This is a genomic window from Salipaludibacillus sp. HK11, assembly GCF_047795645.1.
Taxonomy (GTDB): domain Bacteria; phylum Bacillota; class Bacilli; order Bacillales; family Salisediminibacteriaceae; genus Salipaludibacillus.
This window is the reverse complement of sequence record NZ_CP181045.1, coordinates 2,688,247-2,708,601: the sequence shown is the minus strand read 5'-3', so window position 1 is coordinate 2,708,601 and position 20,355 is coordinate 2,688,247. Positions and strand designations below refer to the sequence as shown.

Sequence of the window (20,355 nt, the reverse complement as noted above, 5' to 3'; positions counted from 1 at the left end):
TTATATTTATCTTTCAAGATAACGAAATATAGAAATTACTTAATTTTAGTATATAAATGGCACTAGGCGACGGCGCGACTGACTCCATCTTACGTATTCTTGCCCAAATGATTTAATGAGAAGGGCCTCTTCTAAACGGATTCGTTTAAGTAGGAACGGTAAAAAAACAGTGAAAGTAATAATAAGCCCGAGGAGACTACCTGTATAGAAACTTATTCCAATCATTGTACTTAATAATCCGCTGTAAAGAGGGTGTCTTAAAAAGCGGAATGGACCACTCCCAATAATTTTATCCTCTTTATTGACGTTGACGTTCCTTGTGAATTGTTTTCCTAACGCCATCATTCCCCAATAACGAATGAAAACGCCAATAGCATATAAAAAAATACCTAGCCAAAGGATTGCGGTTAGATCAACGGCAAGAAACTGCCCTTCGCGGGAAATAATAGAAACTATGATGACCGCAAGAACAGAAAGAAATATCTTTGGAAATGAAGAAGTTTCTGTAGATTCTGTTTCGTCTAGTCTTCGATTTTTGAAGAAGATAAATTCACCAATCCAAATTATAGTGATAAACATAAACAAAATATCAATTAATGCCATCATACCCTCCAGCCTTTATTAATTTTGAACAGAGTCTTGTCTAAGAATCGATAGTATGTTGATACCCTAAAAAATGTGCTTTTAATCACTTGATTTTCAAAAATATTTAAGTTCCGAATGTGTTAGTCCCTGGGAAGTGTTCATTGTTCCATCAGTATAAGCGTGTTATAATGCACCTATATGTAACAGGAACAAAAGAAGCAATTTATTTTTAAACGTGAATGAAATGGAGGCATATTTAAATGCCAAGTATCGGAGCAAATGAAAGAAAAGGACAAGTCATTCCGTTTATGCAAGATGGCGGTTATTTTTATAAAAAAGGGATCGAAGCTTATCAAAGTAAATCAATTGAACGAGCAATCTCCTTTTTTGAACGGGCGATTAAGCTTGAACCTGAGGAACCTATCTTCGTTTGTCAGTTAGCGATTGTCTTATCAGAGGAAGGTAACTATGAAGCTTCGAATGAATGGCTTGAAAAAATAAAAAATGACATTGATCCATCAATGAGTGAGTGCTATTTTTTTATGGCTAATAATATGGCTCATATTGGTGAATTTGAACAGGCAAAAATTAATTTAGAAACGTATTTAGATATCGATGAAGACGGTGAATTTGTCGAAGATGCTGAATCATTGTTATCAATGGTAACTTCTGAACAACAAGAGTCTGGGATAGTGGAAGACTTGAGCAAAAACCAATCAGCAGAAGATAAAATAAATTTTTTGCTGATTGGATTGTTAAATCGTGGGGAGTATGCAGAAGTTGAAAATGAAGTGAGGAAGTTGATTGCGGAGAATCCGGACCATTGGAATTTATACGTTTATTTAGCAGAATCATTAATGTACCAAGACAAAAAAGCGGAAGCAGAAACACTGTTAAAAGACTTGTTATTAAAAGAAGAACCTAACTTTTTGGCACAGTGTCAAATGGCGGTTTTACTCCATCAACAAAACAATCCTCAAGCATGTATGTGGGTTGAAAATATCGTTAATTTACGTCCAATGAATAATTGGAATTGTTATTATCTAGCTCGTAGTCTTTACTTTGTTGGAGAATACGAAACGGCGTATGCTTGGTATGGCAAGTTATTGAATGGCTCCTCTTTTCCAAAACTTCCTCATCTGGATCACCAAATGGCCATATTAGCATGGCATTGCGGAGATTTAGATGTCTCAAGGAGTATTTGGGAAAAGATTAAAAAACTCGACCCTGAAAAACAATCTTTATTAGATGAGTTGTTGAGTGAGTTAGATAAAGGCAACTCTCCATCAAAAGATAAAAAGCAGTTTCTCTATCGTTAAATGAGGAACTGTTTTTTATACTTTAAGAATGTTTAACTTCGCTTAAGGGTTAAAGTATAAGATAAACGAAGGCTTTCGCCATAAAGGACTTGGCGACAAGCCAAGTTTTTTAATAGAGTGAACATAAAATATCTAATGTTTTAGCGAACGATACATGATAGCTTTCAACTAAGGTAAAATAGTACAATGAGCAAGTTTTTGGACTTCTGAGCGGTTTAAGAATAGTATAGACATTGAAGTAAAACAATTAGAATATTTCGCTAGGAGAGTGAAGTTATGAGCGAAGATAAAATTTATGATGTGATTATTATTGGAGCCGGACCGGCTGGTATGACTGCTGCAGTTTATGCCTCAAGAGCAAATTTAGCAACAGTTATGTTAGAACGAGGAATTCCAGGTGGGCAAATGGCAAATACGGAAGATGTTGAAAACTATCCAGGATATGACCATATCCTTGGGCCTGATCTATCGATGAAAATGTTTGATCATTCTAAGAAATTCGGTGCTGAGTACGCTTATGGTGATGTGAAAGAAATTATTGACGGAAAAGAATATAAAATTATCAAAACTGGTAGTGGTGAATTCAAAACTAGGTCTATTATTATCACCACAGGAGCAAAGTATAAAGCACTAGGAGTCCCCGGAGAAAAAGAGCTTAGCGGAAAAGGAGTCTCATATTGTGCAGTTTGTGATGGAGCCTTCTTTAAAAACAAAGAACTCGTCGTTGTTGGAGGGGGAGACTCAGCCGTTGAAGAAGCAGTTTATTTAACTCGATTTGCAAGTAAAGTTACTGTAATTCATCGTCGCGATGAATTACGTGCACAGAAAATCCTTCAAGAACGAGCATTTGCTAATGATAAAATTGAATTTATTTGGAGTCATGTTGTTAAAGAAATTAACGAAGAGAATGGTAAAGTTGGTAGCGTGACGCTAGTTAACAAAGAAGATGGTTCTGAGCGTGAATTTAAAACGGATGGAGCATTCATATATATCGGTATGTTACCAATTAATGAGCCTTTCTTGAACCTAGGTATTACAAATGAAGAAGGTTATGTTGAGACGAATGAAGATATGGAAACAAAAATTCCAGGTATTTTTGCAGCTGGCGATATTAGAGAGAAAATGCTTCGTCAAATTGTTACTGCGACAGGTGATGGAAGTATCGCTGGTCAACAAGCGCAACACTATGTGGAGAACCTGATGGAAGAGTTAAAAAGTACAAATCAGGTATAAGGATATAGGGATGAACCACACCTTTAAACAAGGTGTGGTTTTATTTTTCGCTTATTAAATAAGCGAAGAGAATTTTAACTTTCTCCCATTCCATAGATAAATCACAATCTTGAATTTACGTACTTCGGAAATGGAAGGGAAGTTTATAGACCTTATTTATAAATTTGAAATACCGCCAACCAATCTCCTGTTTTAGAACTGTATTACATAACCTTGTCCATCTGTTATACTAATGTTGAAAGGTCCAAACAAGTTAATTAATCAAGTGAGAGTGCATTAAAATCAAAAATTAACAAAACGTAATTGTCACTTAACTCTTCTGTAACAATGTTGCAATAAAAAAAGGTTATGATGTACTTAGTAATTGACCCCCTTTTTATATATTACTTTTGACACGAGCTTTTGCTCGTGTCCTTTTTTTTATACTTTTTTATACTTTAAGAATGTTTAACTTCGCTAAAGGATTAATTCAAGGCTTTCGCCATGAAGGACTTGGCGACAAGCCAAGTTTTTCTAATGTTTTAGTGCTGGTCTAAGAATTTAACTACCTACGTAAATGTTGTTCGAAATAAATTAGATGTAGTATACTAAAACAGAAGTACGTTCTTAATATTTGTTGATAAAATGTGAATTAGCACTACTTTTAAGCAAAATAATAACAAGCAATTTTAGTGAATAAGGTTCTGCGTATTTAGTGAGATGTGATAAGAAATCATTTCTAAAATTATTTCCTAAGAGGAAAGCAATTCATTGTTTTCCCTTTATAATGTTTCGTTTTAGCGTCATATACAGGGGGGATCATCATGCAGCGAGTAACGAACTGTATTTTAACGAAGAGTAACGAAGCCTTACTGTTAAGAAAACCGAGTCGCGGTTGGTGGGTCGCTCCGGGAGGGAAAATGGAATCTCGTGAGTCAATTCGTGAAAGTGTTATAAGAGAATGCAAAGAAGAAACAGGAATGGTAATAAATAATCCCGAACTAAGAGGAGTTTTCACGGTCGTTATCGAAGAAAAAGGTAGTATTGTTAAGGAATGGATGATGTTTACGTTTCAAGCAAACAATTTTTCAGGAAAATTGTTAAATAAATCGCCAGAGGGAGAACTTGCATGGACCCCAATTACAAAGATTCCTCATTTACCAATGGCTTCAGGAGATTATCCCATTTTTGACCACGTCCTATACGGTGAAGGATTGATTTATGGAACAATCACGTATGATGAAAACTTAAATCTTTTGTCTTACCGATTAGACACTGCAGGGGAGCAATTTCAAGAGTAAAAATATAATACGAAAGGGGATGATCTGATGCAAGACAAAAAAATAACACCGAATAAAATTGAATTAGTGATTATTACTGGAATGTCTGGAGCCGGGAAAACAGTAGCTGTTCAAAGTTTTGAAGACATGGGATATTTCTGTGTTGATAACTTACCACCAGCATTAATTCCCAAGTTCATAGATTTGGTAGAAGGATCCGGTGACAAAATGAAAAAAGTCGCCTTAGTAATTGATTTACGTGGACGTGAGTTTTTTGAGCACTTATTTGATTCTATTGATGCAATTTCAGCTGAGAGTAAAGTTACGCCACAAATCGTCTTTCTTGATGCAAAAGACTCAGCGCTCGTTCGCCGTTACAAAGAGACAAGACGATCTCATCCATTATCCGATGGCGGGGCTCCTCTTGAAGGGATTCATGCAGAGCGAGAGATTCTTAATGATCTTAGGGGACAGGCGAAGATTATCATTGATACGTCCGATTTAAAACCATTGGAACTTCGTGAACGGATATTAAAACAATTTTCATCAGAAGCGAAGGAAGCTTTTTCTGTGCAAGTGATGTCATTTGGATATAAGCATGGGCTTCCTATTGATGCAGATTTAGTTTTTGACGTCCGATTTTTACCTAACCCACATTATATTGAACACATGAGGTCAAAGACTGGACTTGAAAAAGAGGTTTCAGATTATGTATTGAAATGGACGGAAACCCAGCAATTCATTGAAAAATTAGATGATTTTCTTCAATACACGCTCCCCTTTTACAAACGGGAAGGAAAAAGTCAGCTTGTGTTAGCGATTGGATGTACTGGTGGAAAACACCGTTCCGTAACACTTGCGGAGTACTTCAAGGAACATCTTGAAAAGCTTGATTATTTCTCTTACGTGACCCATCGTGATGTGGAAAAAGGAAGAAAAGAAAATTGAAGAAAGCAAAAGTGGTCGTCCTAGGTGGGGGAACGGGTTTATCGGTTTTATTGAGAGGCTTGAAGACTTTCCCAGTCGATATCACAGCTATTGTCACGGTAGCGGACGATGGTGGAAGTTCCGGTAGATTAAGAAGAGAATTAAACATCCCACCACCAGGAGACATTCGAAATGTGCTTGTTGCTTTGTCAGAAGTAGAGCCACTTGTCGAAGAATTATTTCAGCACCGTTTTGAAAATGGTAATGGATTATCTGGACATTCATTAGGAAACCTTTTACTAGCAGGAATGACATCTATTACTGGAGATTTTGCAAAGGGAGTTCATGAAATAAGCCGCGTATTAAATGTTAGAGGAAAAGTATTGCCGGCATCAAATGATCAAGTAACATTACATGCAGAATATGAGGATGGTACTTTTACTGAGGGCGAATCAAACATTCCGAAAATCGGGAAGAAAATTAAGAAAGTGTTTCTTAAGCCGGAAAATCCAGAACCAATGAGAGATGCACTCCAAGCGATAGATGAAGCTGATTTAATCGTGCTAGGTCCAGGAAGCTTGTATACGAGTGTGATTCCTAATTTACTGGTACCTGGAATGGAAGAAGCTTTAATAAAAACAAGTGCTATGAAAGTTTATATATGTAATGTGATGACTCAACCTGGAGAAACAGATGGGTACACCGTTTCTGATCATGTGAAAGCGATCGATAATCACGCACGCGAAAAAATTATTGATGCAGTCTTATTGAATACACAAAAGATTCCCTTTTCATATGCTCAGCGGTATAAAAAAGATGGAGCAGAAGGTGTCGTTGTTGATGAAGAAGATTTAACAAAGATGGGGATCCTATTGATTGATGACCATTTACTCTATTTTGATGATGAATTGCTACGACATGATCCGATTAAATTGTCTCAGCGATTAGTTTCTCTGTTATAAAATCACCGTAGCCATGGTATAATAGTCTGATCATACACTGGGCGATGAGAATAGCTCGTTTTTAGAATATTGAACTACGTTAAGGAATAAAAGTATAGTGGTGATGAAGGTTTTAGAGGTTAGGGGTGAGACCATGTCCTTTGCATCTATGGTTAAAAAAGAATTGACGCAAATGGAAGTGCAGCCATGCTGCTCGAAAGCTGAATTAGCAGCGCTGATTCGAATGAACGGAGCAATTTCGATTCGTAATATGAAAATCACTCTCGATATTCAAACCGAGAATGCTGCGATAGCGAGAAGAATTTATACGTTATTAAAGTCAAATTACGAAGTTCACGTAGAATTGCTTGTACGTAAAAAGATGAGACTGAAGAAAAACAATGTTTATGTTGCTAGAATATCGAAGGATGCTCGAAAAATTTTGGAGACTCTTCACATAGTTGATGAAAATTTTGCTTTTACGAGAGAGATTTCTGAAGAATTAGTAAAAAAAGAATGTTGTAAAAGGGCATATTTACGAGGGGCATTCTTGGCTGGAGGATCAGTCAATCACCCAGAAACGTCTTCATATCATTTAGAGATTTTCTCTTTCTATGAAGAACATAATCGTTCTCTATGTGATTTAATTAGCCATTTTCATTTTAGTGCAAAAATGATTGAGAGAAAAAAAGGATTTATTCTATACTTGAAAGAGAGTGAAAAAATTAGTGAGTTTCTAAATGTAATTGGAGCTCATCAGGCTTTACTTCGCTTTGAAGATGTGCGAATCATGAAAGATATGCGTAACTCGGTAAATCGTCTAGTTAATTGTGAAACAGCAAATTTGAATAAAACTGTTGGCGCCGCAATGCGTCAAGTGGAAAATATACGCTTTATTAGAAGAGAAGTTGGTCTTGAAACGTTACCTGACAAGCTTCAAGAAATTGCCCAGCTTCGCATTGATCATCAAGATGTGACATTGAAGGAATTGGGTGAAATGATAGAGAGTGGGAAAGTAAGTAAATCAGGTGTAAATCATCGGTTACGAAAGATTGAAGAATTCGCTAATAAGCTCAGGGCAGGGGAAAAGGTATAATTCCCTGTTCTTCATAAATAATTATGAAAGCGTTTGAATCAATATTGGCAGTTAGATAATAATGAGGGGGATAATGAAATGATTGAAAAAACAGTAACCGTAACGAGAAAAACGGGACTTCAAGCACGACCAGCGGCATTGTTTGTTCAAGAGGCAAATCGGTTTGCCTCAAATATTTTCATAGAGAAAGATGGGAAAAAGGTTAACGCGAAAAGTATTATGGGAATTATGAGCCTTGCAGTTGGAGCGAATAAGGACATTCATTTGAAAATAGAAGGACCTGATGAGCAAGTTGCAATGGATACTTTGTGTTTATTTGTAAGCAAAGAAGAGTAGATTAGGAATAAATGTATGTGATAATTTATCCTCTTTCGATTTTTCTCTTTCAAAGTATGAAAGAATTAATTTATAAATTACGAAACGAATCATTAGAAAAACTTGGCTTGTCGCCAAGTCCTTCATGGCGAAAGCCTTCGTTTATCTAATACTTTAATCCTTTAGTGAAGTTAAACATTCATTAAGTATAAAAAGGGATAGTCAAATGACTACCCCTTTTTGTTTGCTATATTATGATTTAATGTCAGAACCTTTTTCCATAACTTCGTCAATCAATCCGTAATTTTTAGCATCAAGTGCAGACATGAAATTATCACGATCAGTATCTTTACGTACAGTTTCGATTGGCTGACCTGTTCGATCGGCTAATATTTGATTCAAATTTTCCTTCATTTCAACAATACGCTTAGCGTGAATCTCAATGTCAGAAGCTTGACCTTGTGTACCACCTAAAGGTTGGTGGATCATTACTTCACTGTTTGGAAGCGCAAAACGTTTCCCTGGTTCACCAGCTGCTAATAGGAAAGCTCCCATGGAAGCAGCCATTCCAATACAAATTGTTTGAACCTTAGGTTTAATAAATTGCATTGTATCGTAGATCGCCATCCCTGAAGTGATAGACCCGCCTGGGCTGTTAATATACAGTGAAATATCCTTATCGGGATCATCAGCAGTAAGGAAAAGCAATTGAGCTACGATTGAATTTGAGACATTGTCATCAATTCCGGAACCGAGCATGATAATGCGGTCCTTTAAGAGACGAGAATAAATGTCATAGGCACGTTCACCGCGATTTGTTTGTTCAATAACCGTTGGTACTAAGTTCATGGTTATATTCCTCCTTTATATTATCTTAAATTGAATTGCAGAGGTTGCTCCCTAATAGCGTCGATCTGCTTAATTAGGTCGATACTCTTTCTTCCTCTAAGTATGTTTCCATCATAACCTTAAAGGTCAATGAAGGTCAAATAATAATCACCTAAAATAAAGAAGAAAATCTTCCACTTTTAATCATAACCTTTCTTAAATGATTTCAAACATTAATTTGAAGTTCAATTGGTTGTTAACTACTATAATGTTAGAGATAAATCACGAGAGGTATTTGTTCATGTATAATATGAAGAAAAGGATTAATGAATAATACTATAAGGCATATTTTGTTGATTACTCTTCGTTAGGGGGATTTACTGAATGAATATGGACTATGGTTTATTTCAAAAGCAGTCAACGAAATTGGTCATGACAAATGAACTAAGGCAGGCAATTACTATCTTGCAATATTCTCTCCTAGATTTGAATGAATATTTACAGGAGCAACAATTGGATAATCCCCTTATTGAATTAAAGGATCAAGAAGTGCAAGAAGATTTAGTGCAACCAAAAGTCAATGATAGGTTGCCAATATACGATCAGAAATCAAAAAATCAAGCTGGTAGCGAAAATCCCTCAATGGATCACCTTAGAGAACAAGAAGATGGTTTGCAAGATTATTTATTAAATCAAATAAGACTTCTGCAACTGCAACCTAGAAAGCGGAGAATCATTTCCTACTTAGCGTTAAGTGTTGATGAAAATGGCTATTTGAAGCAAACGATCAATGATTTAGCTGTTGAAATGAGCGAGACATTAATTGCTGTGAAAGAGGGGATAAATCTATTACAAACGCTCGAACCTTATGGTGTCGGAGCATTTTCTTTACAAGAGTGCTTGCTCATTCAACTTGACCATTTGGAAACGAGAGACCCATTATCAGAAAGAATCGTACAGAACCATTTAGATAATTTGGCAACAAATAAGTACCGGAAAATAGCGAATCAAGAGAATGTAATGATTGAAAATGTGCAAATGGTTGCTGATTTTATTCAGACATTAAATCCGAAACCAGGGTCACTGTTTTGTCGTGCCCCCGCTAAATACGTTATTCCCGACGTAATAGTTACGAAAGTGAAAAATAAATTTTTAGTAAATTTGAATGAACAGCATATGCCAAAAATGTTAATCAACGAAGAATACAAAAAAATGATGGGAAATAAAAATGTAGAAACGAAAGAATATTTTAAACAAAAATTTTATCAGTTCCAATGGTTAAAACGGAGCATTGTCCAAAGACAACAGACGATATTAAGAGTGTCAGAAGCAATCGTCGATAATCAGCATGCCTTCTTTGTACACGGACCTACGCATTTAAAACCTCTTACATTGAAGAGAATTGCAGAAGAAATAAAGGTACATGAATCAACTGTTTCTCGAGCAACGAAGAATAAATATGTGCAAACACCAAGAGGATTGTATGAACTGAAATACTTTTTTAACGAAATGGTTGGACGTGATGCTGCTGAGTCTAGTTCATCAGCGGAGCGAGTGAAAATGTTTATAAAGAAAATGGTTGATGAAGAAAATAAACAAAAGCCTTTATCAGACCAGAAAATAGTTCATTTGATGAAAAGTGAGTTTAAAATTAATGTATCTAGAAGAACGATAGCGAAATACAGGGAAGAATTGCATATTGTTTCTTCAGCTCAGAGGAAAAGATTTTCTTAAGGAGGTACTAAGATCATGATCATTTATTTTTATACAAAAAAAGATTGTCCCCTTTGTGATAAAGGATTTGCAGAACTTCAGCTGTTAAAAAAAGAGGCCTCTTTCGACATTGAAGTAAGAGATATTTATACAGATGATATTTGGCTAGAAAAATATCAAATTCGTATTCCTGTTATTGAAGATAAAAATGGCAATGTACTTGATGAAGGGATTATATCGTATACTAAATTAAAAAAAGAATTGCTTGAATGACCGTTGGTATGAGTGGGGAAACCTTACATAACATAAATTGTTCACATGATAGTAGTTGATTAGCAGACTTTTCCTTGTTATACTAGTGGTGCAAGTGATTGAAAGCTTGCTTATCGTACGACTAAAGAAAGCAGTCTTTTTTTTCGCCATGCGGGACATAATATGTCTACAGGGGACGTGTCAAGTCCCTGTGAGATTGTGCGACAAAGGGGAATTGGCATGAACGTGCTTTTAGACTTGCAAAAAAAATTACTGCCTGATTTAATTGAAGTTCTAGGGCAACGGTTCCGTATTTTACGTTTTATTCGATTAATGCAACCGATTGGACGACGGACCTTAGCTACTAATTTAGACATGTCTGAACGAGTCTTAAGAAGCGAAGTGACTTTTTTAAAAGAACAAGGGCTAGTTGCATTTGCCGCAAGCGGAATGACATTAACAGATGATGGGCATAATTTACTTGGTCAATTAGAAGTGGTCATGAAAGAAGTGTTCCAAACAAGGTCGATGGAAGAAGAACTGCAAAACAAATTAGGTGTATCAGAATTACATATTGTTCCAGGAGATAGTGATGAATATTCATGGGTACAAAAAGAAATGGGTCGAGCTTGTGTCAATTTAGTTAAACAAAAAATGGCAACAAGAGATAATATTATTGCCATAACAGGTGGCACGTCGATTGCAGCTGTAGCAGAAATGCTCGTTCCAGATTCAAATTTGAAAGAAACATTATTTGTCCCTGCTCGTGGTGGATTAGGCGAGCAAGTAGAGAATCAGGCAAACACAATCTGTGCAACGATGGCTAGAAAAGCAATGGGTACGTATCGATTGCTTCATGTTCCAGATCAGCTAAGTAAAGAAGCTTATGAATCGTTGATTAATGAGACATCTGTAGTAGAAATCCTCGAGCTTATACATTCAGCAACAATGGTTATTCACGGTATTGGTGAGGCAAAGATGATGGCTGAACGACGGAACTCTACAAAAGAGGTATTGAAAAAGTTAGATGAGAAAAAAGCAGTTGCTGAAGCATTTGGTTATTATTTTAATCAATCAGGGGACATTATTCATAAAGTACTCACTATTGGACTTCAACTAGAAGATTTAAAAAATATACCCGATATAATTGCTGTAGCTGGTGGCACTTCGAAAGCAAAAGCGATTCAAGCTTATATGAAACAACGGCCGAATGAGGTTCTTGTCACTGATGAAGGCGCTGCTAAAGCAATTTTAAATAATTAAGTTTCAGTCTCGATAATTAAATTCGTTTATTCAAGGGGTATCCCCTTTGAAAATAAATATTAGCTTTACCACAAATAAGGAGGAATTTTATCATGGCAACAAAGATTGGTATTAATGGTTTTGGTCGTATCGGACGTGTCGTTTTCAGACAGGCTCTTGCAAATCCAAAGGTAGAAGTAGTCGCGGTTAATGACCTTACAGATGCAAATATGCTAGCACATTTACTACAATATGATTCCGTTCATGGAAAGCTTGACGTAAAAGTTGAAGCAAAAGGTGACAACCTTATCGTTGATGGAAAAGAGATCAAAGTAACAGCAGAACGTGACCCTGCAAATCTTAAATGGGGAGAATTTGGTGTAGAAGTTGTTGTTGAATCAACTGGTATTTTCACAAAGCGTGAAGCAGCTGCGAAACACTTAGAAGCTGGAGCAAAGAAAGTTGTTATCTCAGCACCAGCAACTGACGAAGATATCACAATCGTTATGGGTGTAAACGAAGATAAGTACGACGCTAAAAATCACCACGTAATCTCAAACGCTTCTTGTACAACAAACTGTCTCGCACCTTTTGCAAAAGTGCTAAACGATAAGTTTGAGCTTAAGCGTGGAATGATGACAACAATTCACTCTTATACAAATGACCAGTCTATTCTTGACTTGCCACATAAAGACTACCGTCGTGCTCGTGCTGCTTCGGAAAATATCATTCCAACAAGCACTGGCGCAGCTAAAGCGGTATCTCTTGTACTTCCAGAACTTAAAGGAAAACTAAATGGTGGTGCAGTTCGTGTTCCAACTCCAAACGTTTCTCTAGTAGATCTTACTGCTGAACTTGGTAAAGATGTAACAGCTGAAGAAGTGAATGCTGCATTTAAAGAAGCTTCTGAAGGTGATTTGAAGGGGATTCTTGGATACAGTGACGAGCCACTTGTTTCTCGTGACTATAATGGAAACACTGATGCATCGACAATTGATGCTCTTTCTACAATGGTTATGGAAGGTAACATGGTTAAAGTTATTTCTTGGTATGACAACGAAACAGGTTACTCTACACAAGTAATCAATCTTGTTGATTATATTATTGAACAAGGACTATAAGTCAAACGTAACATTACCATCCTTATAAGTCTTTTACTAAAGGAGGCGGGCCCGTGTCCTGCCTCCTTTATTTTTATGCATTGCGATGTAGAAGTTACTAAACAGCTCGTTAAGAAAATTAGCCCTTACCTAGGAGGCATTATTAATGAATAAGAAATCAATTCGAGATATAGATGTAAAAGGAAAACGTGTATTTTGCCGTGTAGACTTTAACGTGCCAATGAGCAATGGAGAAGTAACGGACGATACACGTATTCGTGCTGCTTTGCCTACGATTGAATTACTAATCGAAAAAGGAGCAAAAGTAATTCTTGCTAGTCATCTTGGTCGACCTAATGGCGAAGTTGTTGAAGATCTTCGTTTAGACCCTGTTGCTAAGAGCTTAAGTGATCTATTAAACAAATCAGTGTTAAAGACAGATGAAGTTTATGGTGATGAACCTAAAAAAGCGATTGCTGAATTAAATGAAGGTGACGTCGTTTTGCTTGAAAACGTTCGTTTTGAAGCTGGCGAAGAAAAAAATGACGACGGACTTGCGAAGCACATGGCAGAACTTGCAGATGTTTACGTGAATGATGCTTTTGGTGCCGCTCACCGTGGCCATGCAACAACTGCGGGGATTGCGAAACATTTACCGGCAGTAGCTGGTCTATTAATGGAGAAAGAGCTTGAAGTACTTGGAAAAGCGATGGCTGATCCTGATCGTCCGTTTACTGCCATCATTGGTGGTGCGAAAGTAAAAGATAAGATTGGTGTTATCGATAATCTCCTCGATAAAGTGGATAACTTAATTATTGGTGGAGGATTGGCTTATACTTTTATTAAAGCTCAAGGACATGAGATCGGAAAGTCCTTGTTAGAAGAAGACAAGATTGATCTTGCCAAGCAATTTATGGAAAAAGCTAAAAAGAACGGTGTAAATCTTTATTTACCAGTTGATGCAACTGTCGCTGATAAATTTGGTGAAGATGCAAACACAAAAGTTGTCAATATTGAAAAAATTCCGTCTGATTGGGAAGCGTTGGACATTGGACCTAAAACGTTAGAAACATTCCAAAAGGTGATTCAAGATTCCAAGCTTGTGATTTGGAATGGACCGATGGGTGTTTTTGAATTACCAAAGTTTGCTAAAGGTACAATAGGTGTAGCTGAAGCATTAGCAGATGCAGATAAAGCATATACCGTTATAGGTGGCGGTGATTCTGCTGCAGCGGTTGAAAAATTTGATTTAGCTGATAAAATGGACCACATTTCAACAGGTGGAGGAGCATCCCTCGAATTTATCGAAGGAAAAGAACTTCCAGGTGTTGTAGCATTAAACGATAAGTAAATTTTTTAAGGAGGCATTTTTATGCGTAAACCAATTATTGCAGGAAACTGGAAAATGAACAAAACAAAAGCAGAGGCTCTCGCTTTTATTCAAGAAGTAAAGGGTTCTGTTCCACCAAGTGCTAAAGTTGAATCGGTTGTATGTTCCCCACATCTATTCCTTGATGCACTTGTACAAGAAACTAAAGGGACGGACGTAAAGATTGGGTCACAAAACATGCACTTTGAAGAAAATGGTGCGTTTACAGGTGAAGTAAGTCCTGTAGCTTTGGCTGATCTTGGTGTTGCGTATGCAGTGATTGGACATTCTGAGCGTCGCGAATTATTCGGAGAAACAGATGAGAGTGTTAATCAAAAAGTACATGCAGCATTCAAACATGGTTTAGTGCCAATTGTATGTGTAGGTGAAACACTAGAGCAACGAGAAGCTAATAAAACTGCTGACGTTGTGACAACACAAGTAAATAATGGATTAAAAGGATTAACAGATGAGCAAGTCAAACAAACGGTGATAGCTTATGAGCCGATTTGGGCGATTGGAACTGGTAAAACTGCTTCTTCTGAGGATGCTAATGAAACGTGTGGAGTTATTCGAAATGTTGTTAGCAAGACGTTCTCAACAGACGCTGCTGAAGCAGTTCGTATTCAATATGGCGGTAGTGTAAAGCCTGCAAACATTAAAGAATTACTAGGGCAGTCTGATATCGATGGCGCTTTAGTAGGTGGAGCAAGCTTGGAAGCTCAATCATTTTTACAATTAGTGGAGGCTGGAAATGAGTAAGAAACCAAACGCATTAATTATTCTCGATGGTTTTGCGCTTCGAGAGGAGACGATGGGGAATGCCGTCGCTCAAGCAAACACTCCTAACTTTGACCGTTATTGGAACAACTATCCACACGCAACGCTTCAAGCGTGTGGACTGGCTGTAGGGTTACCTGAAGGTCAAATGGGGAATTCAGAAGTAGGTCACTTGAATATTGGTGCTGGTCGCGTTGTTTATCAAAGTTTGACTCGTGTTAATTTAGCAATAAAAGAAAAAGAATTTTTCAAGAATGATACGTTTTTGAACGCGATGAACCATGTGAAAGAAAAAGGAACGGCCCTTCACTTATATGGGCTCTTATCAGATGGCGGGATTCATAGTCATATTGAACACCTTTTTGCTTTACTAGAAATGGCGAAAAAACATGAAGTTGAGAAAGTATATGTGCATGGTTTTCTAGACGGTCGGGATGTCGGTCCACAATCAGCCGATAAATACCTTCAGTTGCTTGAGAGAAAAATGGAAGAACTTAAAGTTGGTGAGCTGGCTTCTATTCAAGGGCGCTATTATGCAATGGATAGAGACAAGCGTTGGGACCGAGTCGAAAAGTCTTACCGATCGATGGTTTATGGTGAAGGATTGAAGTTTACTTCTGCTACGGAAGCATTAAAAGCTTCGTATCAAAATAATCTTCATGATGAATTCTTACTTCCATCTGTTCTAACGAAAGGCGATGGGAAAACGCCAGTTGGAACGATTGAAGATGAAGATGCGATTATTTTCTTTAACTTCCGGCCGGACCGAGCGATTCAAATGTCACAAGTCTTTACGAACCCTGATTTTACTGATTTCGATCGAGGTGATCGATTCCCTAAGAATCTTCATTATGTTTGCTTCACGCATTTTAGTGAGTCTGTTAAAGGTTTTGTTGCATTCGAACCAAACAACTTGGACAATGTTTTAGGTGAAGTTGTATCAGATGCTGGATTAAATCAATTAAGAATTGCTGAAACGGAAAAATATCCGCACGTCACGTTCTTTTTTAGTGGTGGTCGTGAAGAGAAATTCCCTGGTGAAGAACGAGTTTTGATCGATTCACCGAAAGTTGCAACGTATGATTTACAACCGGAAATGAGTGCTTACGGTGTAACAGATGCATTGTTAAATGAAATTCGTGCCGATAAGCATGACATGATCATCTTAAACTTTGCAAATCCAGATATGGTTGGTCATTCTGGTATGTTAGAGCCAACGATTAAAGCAATTGAAACTGTCGATGAATGTTTAGGGAAAATCGTCGATCTCATTGAGGAAAAAGGCGGTAAGTCAATTATCACAGCAGATCATGGAAATGCGGATGTGTTAATTACGGAAGACGGGACACCAATGACGGCACACACAACAAATCCCGTTCCTGTGATTTTAACAGATAAACAAGTGCAAATTCGTGAAGATGGTGTACTTGGTGATCTTGCACCAACGATGCTACAATTACTAAATGTGAACCAGCCAAAAGAAATGACTGGTAAAACGTTGATTAAGAAGTAATAATAGGAATGTAGTGTGAAATAGGTAAGTCGACATAAGAACTTGCCAAATAATCAATTTTTTTAAAAAAACCGAGGAGTGTTTAGATTATGACATTAATTACAGATGTTTATGCACGTCAAGTATTAGATTCACGCGGAAATCCAACCGTTGAAGTAGAAGTTCACGTAGAAAGCGGCGCGTTTGGACGAGCAATAGTACCAAGTGGTGCATCTACTGGTGAATACGAAGCAGTAGAACTTCGCGACGGCGGCGATGCTTGGATGGGTAAAGGGGTTACTAAAGCAGTTGCAAACGTTAATGACGTCATTGCACCAGAACTAATCGGTTTCGATGCATTGGATCAACTTGGAATTGACCAATTAATGATCGAGCTTGATGGAACACCGAACAAAGCAAAATTAGGTGCTAACGCGATTCTAGGTGTTTCGATGGCAACAGCTCGTGCAGCAGCTGAATCACTAGGTCTTCCACTTTACGTGTACCTTGGTGGATTCAGTGCAAAAACTCTTCCAACACCAATGATGAACATCTTGAATGGTGGAGAGCACGCTGATAACAATGTAGATATTCAAGAATTTATGGTTATGCCTGTTGGTGCTGAAAGTTTCACTCAAGCACTTCAAATGGGAGCTGAAATTTTCCACAATCTTAAAAAAGTACTTAGCTCAAAAGGCTATAATACTTCTGTTGGTGACGAAGGTGGTTTCGCCCCGAACTTAGCATCAAATGAAGAAGCTCTTTCAACAATCATTGAAGCAATTGAAAAAGCTGGTTACAAGCCAGGAGAACAAGTTCAGTTAGCGATGGACGTTGCAGCATCTGAGATTTTCGAAGATGGTAAGTACCATCTAAAAGGTGAAGGCGTTGTGAAGACATCTGCAGAAATGGTTGATTTCTACGTTGAGCTTTGTGACAAGTACCCAATTATCTCCATTGAAGATGGCCTTGACGAAAACGACTGGGAAGGGTTCAAACTTTTAACAGAGCGTCTTGGTGATAGGGTTCAATTGGTTGGTGACGACTTATTTGTAACAAACACTGACAAATTATCTCGTGGAATCAAAGAAGGCATTGGTAACTCAATATTGATTAAAGTGAACCAGATTGGAACACTTTCTGAAACGTTTGATGCAATTGAAATGGCTAAGCGCGCTGGTTATACAAATGTCATTTCTCACCGTTCAGGTGAAACTGAGGACAGTACGATTGCTGATATTGCAGTTGCAACAAACGCAGGACAAATCAAAACGGGTGCTCCTTCTCGTACAGACCGCGTAGCGAAGTACAACCAGCTTTTACGTATTGAAGATGAGCTTCAGTTCATCGGTCAATATGCTGGAAAAAGTGCTTTTTATAACTTAAACAAATAAGCGTGTTACCTAGTAAGAGGCTGTCCCAAAATGCATTTTGGTGACAGTCTCTTTTTTGTTTGTTGGGGGGGATTGTGCAACGGTAGGAGTCTAGTTTTGCATGAATAAAGGAAGGGTAGAAAAGATACAGCAGAAGAGAGGGGGTCTTGTGTATTAAGGAAGCGAGGATTGAAAAGATACAGCACAAGAGGGAACGTCTTTTGCTTCTTTCCTGAATCATCTCGCTTAGGGTCACAAGATTCCCCAGCTTGTGCTCCTTCTTTCTTGAATCAGCTCGCTTTAGGTCACAAGACGCTCCTGCTAGTGCCCCTTCTCTTCGGATCCGCTCTCAGGCACAACCCCCCCTCTTTTTTTGTGCATAATAAAATCAAGTTCAGAAAACTCCAGCACATGAGAGACAAATTCCGAAAACTTCTTCCGGAAAGCTTCAATTAATCCTTGATTGACATCTTGCGTCTTGTCTTATTTCATGATATATTCTTAGAAGGTTTATTTGTTGGAGGTGGAGTATATGGAAGCAGTTGCATCCATTTTGCTAGTCATTGTATCAATTTTATTAATTGCGGCCGTATTATTGCAATCGGGAAAAAGTGCAGGGTTATCCGGTGCGATTTCCGGTGGTGCTGAACAGTTAGTAGGAAAGCAAAAGGCAAGAGGTTTAGAAGCTGTATTAGTAAGAGCTACAGTTGTACTAGGAACATTGTTTTTCTTGTTAACGTTACTTGTTGCTTTTTTCATGTAAATACGATATTCCAAGCAGCAGACTAACTTAGTCTGCTGCTTTTAAAGTTAGATTATTTTCTTTCTGAAATGGGAATACAGTTAATAGGATCTTTCTAGAACGAATGCGAAATTTCACGAAATGCTACGTATTTACATAGAATAAGATAGCATGGAATCTTACAACTCAGTTAAAAGTGTAAAGACTAGGAGTGATGAACATGATTGGATGCCTAATTATCCATGGTTTTGCTGGGACGCCTCAAGAGGTTGAAGATATTGAATATCACTTTAAGAAAAAGAATTGGCTCGTTTATTGTCCAGAATTACCAGGCCACGATGGTACGAGAAAAGGGTTAAAATCGGTTACTTATAAGCATTGGCTTTACAAGGCTAAAGTTGCATTAGAAGAGTTGTTAGAGCGGTGTGAAAAAGTTTATGTTATTGGCTTTTCAATGGGTGGAGTGATTGCTAGCTATTTATCCTCTCAGTATCCGGTTGATAGGTTGGTACTAATTAGTTCTGCCACTTACTATATTAATCCGAAACAGATCATTCAGGATGTAAAAGAGTGGTTTATTGAAGGGATTCAAGGCGAGTTGGAAAATGATGAGTATTACCAATTTTATCGCGAAAAAATTAAGCAAACACCAATGTCTGCAACAATTGAGTTTGCACGGATGGTTAAAAAACTTCGACCTCATTTAGATCAAGTCACGGTACCAACGTTGATTGTTCAAGGTGAAAGTGATGGTCTTGTACCTAAAAAAAGTGCAGATTATATTTATGAACGTATTCAATCCGATGAGAAAGAAATTTATTTTTTCCCAGAAGCGAAACATTATATTTGGTTTGGTGAAGAAAAAGAACAACTATTACATGAGATAGATGAATTTTTTGCAAAAACAACGAAGGAAATTGTGGAAATGCAGAAGTAGCTCTTCTGAATATGATGAAAAGTAGACATTGTCTGACTGGAATGAAAGGAAGATTTGAAGATGATGAAAGTTGCACAACCGAAACCATTTACATTCGAAGCAGGAGAACGCGCTGTTCTTCTTCTTCACGGGTTCACTGGAAATTCAGCGGACGTCCGCATGTTAGGCCGTTATTTAGAAAAAAGAGGTTATACATCGCACGCGCCTCATATGAAAGGGCATGGTGTCCCACCTGAAGAATTAGTTCACACAGGCCCTGATGATTGGTGGAAAGACGTCTTAGAAGGCTACCATCATTTAAAAGAAATGGGTCACGACGAAATCGCTGTCGCTGGATTATCGCTAGGTGGGGTATTTTCTTTAAAACTAGGGTACACATTACCTGTAAAGGGAATAATCCCTATGTGTGCTCCAATGCATATAAAAAGTGAAGAAATCATGTATCAGGGTGTGCTTGCTTACGCGAAAAAATACAAGAAGTGGGAAGGTAAAGACGAAGATACTATAGAACAAGAAATGGATCGCTTCAAAGAAACACCGATGACAACATTAACAGCTTTGCAAGAACTTAACGAAGAAGTACGCAAAAATCTAGACATGATTTATACACCTACATTTGTCGTACAAGCTCGTCAAGATCAAATGATTAATACGGATAGTGCGAATATGATTCATGACGAGGTCGAAAGTGATCATAAGAAGCTAAAATGGTTTGAAGAGTCAGGTCACGTGATAACATTAGATAAAGAGCGGGATCAATTACATGAAGATGTGTATGCTTTTTTAGAAGAATTGGATTGGAAGGAAAATTAATTATATTCAGTTCGTGTAGACATTTTTTCGTGTGATGAA

The 20,355-nt window shown here is 37.5% G+C and carries 20 protein-coding genes; 18 read left to right on the top strand and 2 right to left on the bottom strand.

Going from position 1 to position 20,355, the window contains the following annotated elements:
- Positions 1–45: 45 nt before the first annotated feature.
- Positions 46–606 (bottom strand): methyltransferase family protein, encoded by a 561-nt coding sequence (locus ACM26V_RS13165; RefSeq protein ID WP_416147165.1) that lies wholly within the window; start codon positions 604–606, stop codon positions 46–48.
- 239 nt (positions 607–845) lie between these two features.
- Between ACM26V_RS13165 and ACM26V_RS13160 the strand changes: the two genes are divergently transcribed.
- The 7 genes from ACM26V_RS13160 (at position 846) to ACM26V_RS13130 (ending at position 7,696) form a co-directional block, all read left to right on the top strand.
- Positions 846–1,904 (top strand): tetratricopeptide repeat protein, encoded by a 1,059-nt coding sequence (locus tag ACM26V_RS13160; RefSeq protein WP_416147163.1) that lies wholly within the window; start codon positions 846–848, stop codon positions 1,902–1,904.
- A gap of 276 nt (positions 1,905–2,180) precedes the next feature.
- Positions 2,181–3,137: a thioredoxin-disulfide reductase gene (gene trxB, locus ACM26V_RS13155; RefSeq protein ID WP_416147162.1), complete on the top strand. Its 957-nt coding sequence runs from the start codon at positions 2,181–2,183 to the stop codon at positions 3,135–3,137.
- A gap of 803 nt (positions 3,138–3,940) precedes the next feature.
- A complete protein-coding gene (locus ACM26V_RS13150; RefSeq protein WP_416147161.1) occupies positions 3,941–4,417 on the top strand; it encodes an NUDIX hydrolase in 477 nt (158 codons plus the stop codon).
- A gap of 27 nt (positions 4,418–4,444) precedes the next feature.
- Positions 4,445–5,344, top strand: a complete 900-nt coding sequence (gene rapZ / locus ACM26V_RS13145) for an RNase adapter RapZ (RefSeq protein ID WP_416147160.1) — start codon at positions 4,445–4,447, stop codon at positions 5,342–5,344.
- Positions 5,341–6,285, top strand: a complete 945-nt coding sequence (locus tag ACM26V_RS13140; protein ID WP_416147159.1) for a gluconeogenesis factor YvcK family protein — start codon at positions 5,341–5,343, stop codon at positions 6,283–6,285. The genes rapZ and ACM26V_RS13140 overlap by 4 nt, the downstream gene beginning before the upstream one ends.
- Before the next feature lie 133 nt (positions 6,286–6,418).
- On the top strand, positions 6,419–7,360 hold the full coding sequence (gene whiA / locus ACM26V_RS13135) for a DNA-binding protein WhiA (protein ID WP_416147158.1): 942 nt from the start codon (positions 6,419–6,421) through the stop codon (positions 7,358–7,360).
- Between the two features lie 78 nt (positions 7,361–7,438).
- Positions 7,439–7,696 (top strand): HPr family phosphocarrier protein, encoded by a 258-nt coding sequence (locus ACM26V_RS13130; protein ID WP_416147157.1) that lies wholly within the window; start codon positions 7,439–7,441, stop codon positions 7,694–7,696.
- 231 nt (positions 7,697–7,927) lie between these two features.
- On the opposite strand, the gene clpP is transcribed toward ACM26V_RS13130, so the two are convergent.
- Positions 7,928–8,524: an ATP-dependent Clp endopeptidase proteolytic subunit ClpP gene (gene clpP, locus ACM26V_RS13125; RefSeq protein WP_416147156.1), complete on the bottom strand. Its 597-nt coding sequence runs from the start codon at positions 8,522–8,524 to the stop codon at positions 7,928–7,930.
- Positions 8,525–8,887: 363 nt separating this feature from the next.
- Between clpP and rpoN the strand changes: the two genes are divergently transcribed.
- The 11 genes from rpoN (at position 8,888) to ACM26V_RS13070 (ending at position 20,316) form a co-directional block, all read left to right on the top strand.
- Entirely contained in the window at positions 8,888–10,237 is a 1,350-nt protein-coding gene (rpoN, locus tag ACM26V_RS13120) for an RNA polymerase factor sigma-54 (RefSeq protein ID WP_416147155.1), read from the top strand.
- Between the two features lie 15 nt (positions 10,238–10,252).
- Complete coding sequence (locus ACM26V_RS13115; RefSeq protein ID WP_416147154.1) at positions 10,253–10,489, top strand: glutaredoxin family protein; 237 nt, start codon at positions 10,253–10,255, stop codon at positions 10,487–10,489.
- A 219-nt stretch (positions 10,490–10,708) separates the two neighbouring features.
- Complete coding sequence (locus ACM26V_RS13110; RefSeq protein WP_416147153.1) at positions 10,709–11,731, top strand: sugar-binding transcriptional regulator; 1,023 nt, start codon at positions 10,709–10,711, stop codon at positions 11,729–11,731.
- Positions 11,732–11,823: 92 nt separating this feature from the next.
- The gene (gene gap / locus ACM26V_RS13105) at positions 11,824–12,831 is read left to right on the top strand and encodes a type I glyceraldehyde-3-phosphate dehydrogenase (protein ID WP_416147152.1); all 1,008 of its coding nucleotides are present in this window, start codon (positions 11,824–11,826) and stop codon (positions 12,829–12,831) included.
- A gap of 145 nt (positions 12,832–12,976) precedes the next feature.
- A complete protein-coding gene (locus ACM26V_RS13100) occupies positions 12,977–14,161 on the top strand; it encodes a phosphoglycerate kinase (RefSeq protein ID WP_416147151.1) in 1,185 nt (394 codons plus the stop codon).
- Between the two features lie 21 nt (positions 14,162–14,182).
- On the top strand, positions 14,183–14,941 hold the full coding sequence (gene tpiA, locus ACM26V_RS13095; RefSeq protein ID WP_416147150.1) for a triose-phosphate isomerase: 759 nt from the start codon (positions 14,183–14,185) through the stop codon (positions 14,939–14,941).
- Positions 14,934–16,472 (top strand): 2,3-bisphosphoglycerate-independent phosphoglycerate mutase, encoded by a 1,539-nt coding sequence (gene gpmI, locus ACM26V_RS13090; RefSeq protein ID WP_416147149.1) that lies wholly within the window; start codon positions 14,934–14,936, stop codon positions 16,470–16,472. The genes tpiA and gpmI overlap by 8 nt, the downstream gene beginning before the upstream one ends.
- 89 nt (positions 16,473–16,561) lie before the next feature.
- Entirely contained in the window at positions 16,562–17,845 is a 1,284-nt protein-coding gene (gene eno, locus ACM26V_RS13085) for a phosphopyruvate hydratase (protein WP_416147148.1), read from the top strand.
- Between the two features lie 511 nt (positions 17,846–18,356).
- Positions 18,357–18,587, top strand: coding sequence for a preprotein translocase subunit SecG (gene secG, locus ACM26V_RS13080; protein WP_416147147.1), 231 nt, complete (start codon positions 18,357–18,359; stop codon positions 18,585–18,587).
- A 199-nt stretch (positions 18,588–18,786) separates the two neighbouring features.
- Positions 18,787–19,503 (top strand): alpha/beta hydrolase, encoded by a 717-nt coding sequence (locus ACM26V_RS13075; RefSeq protein WP_416147146.1) that lies wholly within the window; start codon positions 18,787–18,789, stop codon positions 19,501–19,503.
- A 63-nt stretch (positions 19,504–19,566) separates the two neighbouring features.
- Positions 19,567–20,316 (top strand): alpha/beta hydrolase, encoded by a 750-nt coding sequence (locus tag ACM26V_RS13070; protein ID WP_416151880.1) that lies wholly within the window; start codon positions 19,567–19,569, stop codon positions 20,314–20,316.
- The last annotated feature ends 39 nt before the right edge of the window (positions 20,317–20,355 follow it).

Bases quoted from the DNA above. Each gene is read 5' to 3' on its own strand.
- ACM26V_RS13165 (WP_416147165.1), bottom strand. From the start codon at position 606: ATGATGGCATTAATTGATATTTTGTTTATGTTTATCACTATAATTTGG.
- ACM26V_RS13160 (WP_416147163.1), top strand. From the start codon at position 846: ATGCCAAGTATCGGAGCAAATGAAAGAAAAGGACAAGTCATTCCGTTT.
- trxB (WP_416147162.1), top strand. From the start codon at position 2,181: ATGAGCGAAGATAAAATTTATGATGTGATTATTATTGGAGCCGGACCG.
- ACM26V_RS13150 (WP_416147161.1), top strand. From the start codon at position 3,941: ATGCAGCGAGTAACGAACTGTATTTTAACGAAGAGTAACGAAGCCTTA.
- rapZ (WP_416147160.1), top strand. From the start codon at position 4,445: ATGCAAGACAAAAAAATAACACCGAATAAAATTGAATTAGTGATTATT.
- whiA (WP_416147158.1), top strand. From the start codon at position 6,419: ATGTCCTTTGCATCTATGGTTAAAAAAGAATTGACGCAAATGGAAGTG.
- ACM26V_RS13130 (WP_416147157.1), top strand. From the start codon at position 7,439: ATGATTGAAAAAACAGTAACCGTAACGAGAAAAACGGGACTTCAAGCA.
- clpP (WP_416147156.1), bottom strand. From the start codon at position 8,524: ATGAACTTAGTACCAACGGTTATTGAACAAACAAATCGCGGTGAACGT.
- rpoN (WP_416147155.1), top strand. From the start codon at position 8,888: ATGAATATGGACTATGGTTTATTTCAAAAGCAGTCAACGAAATTGGTC.
- ACM26V_RS13115 (WP_416147154.1), top strand. From the start codon at position 10,253: ATGATCATTTATTTTTATACAAAAAAAGATTGTCCCCTTTGTGATAAA.
- ACM26V_RS13110 (WP_416147153.1), top strand. From the start codon at position 10,709: ATGAACGTGCTTTTAGACTTGCAAAAAAAATTACTGCCTGATTTAATT.
- gap (WP_416147152.1), top strand. From the start codon at position 11,824: ATGGCAACAAAGATTGGTATTAATGGTTTTGGTCGTATCGGACGTGTC.
- ACM26V_RS13100 (WP_416147151.1), top strand. From the start codon at position 12,977: ATGAATAAGAAATCAATTCGAGATATAGATGTAAAAGGAAAACGTGTA.
- tpiA (WP_416147150.1), top strand. From the start codon at position 14,183: ATGCGTAAACCAATTATTGCAGGAAACTGGAAAATGAACAAAACAAAA.
- gpmI (WP_416147149.1), top strand. From the start codon at position 14,934: ATGAGTAAGAAACCAAACGCATTAATTATTCTCGATGGTTTTGCGCTT.
- eno (WP_416147148.1), top strand. From the start codon at position 16,562: ATGACATTAATTACAGATGTTTATGCACGTCAAGTATTAGATTCACGC.
- secG (WP_416147147.1), top strand. From the start codon at position 18,357: ATGGAAGCAGTTGCATCCATTTTGCTAGTCATTGTATCAATTTTATTA.
- ACM26V_RS13075 (WP_416147146.1), top strand. From the start codon at position 18,787: ATGATTGGATGCCTAATTATCCATGGTTTTGCTGGGACGCCTCAAGAG.
- ACM26V_RS13070 (WP_416151880.1), top strand. From the start codon at position 19,567: ATGAAAGTTGCACAACCGAAACCATTTACATTCGAAGCAGGAGAACGC.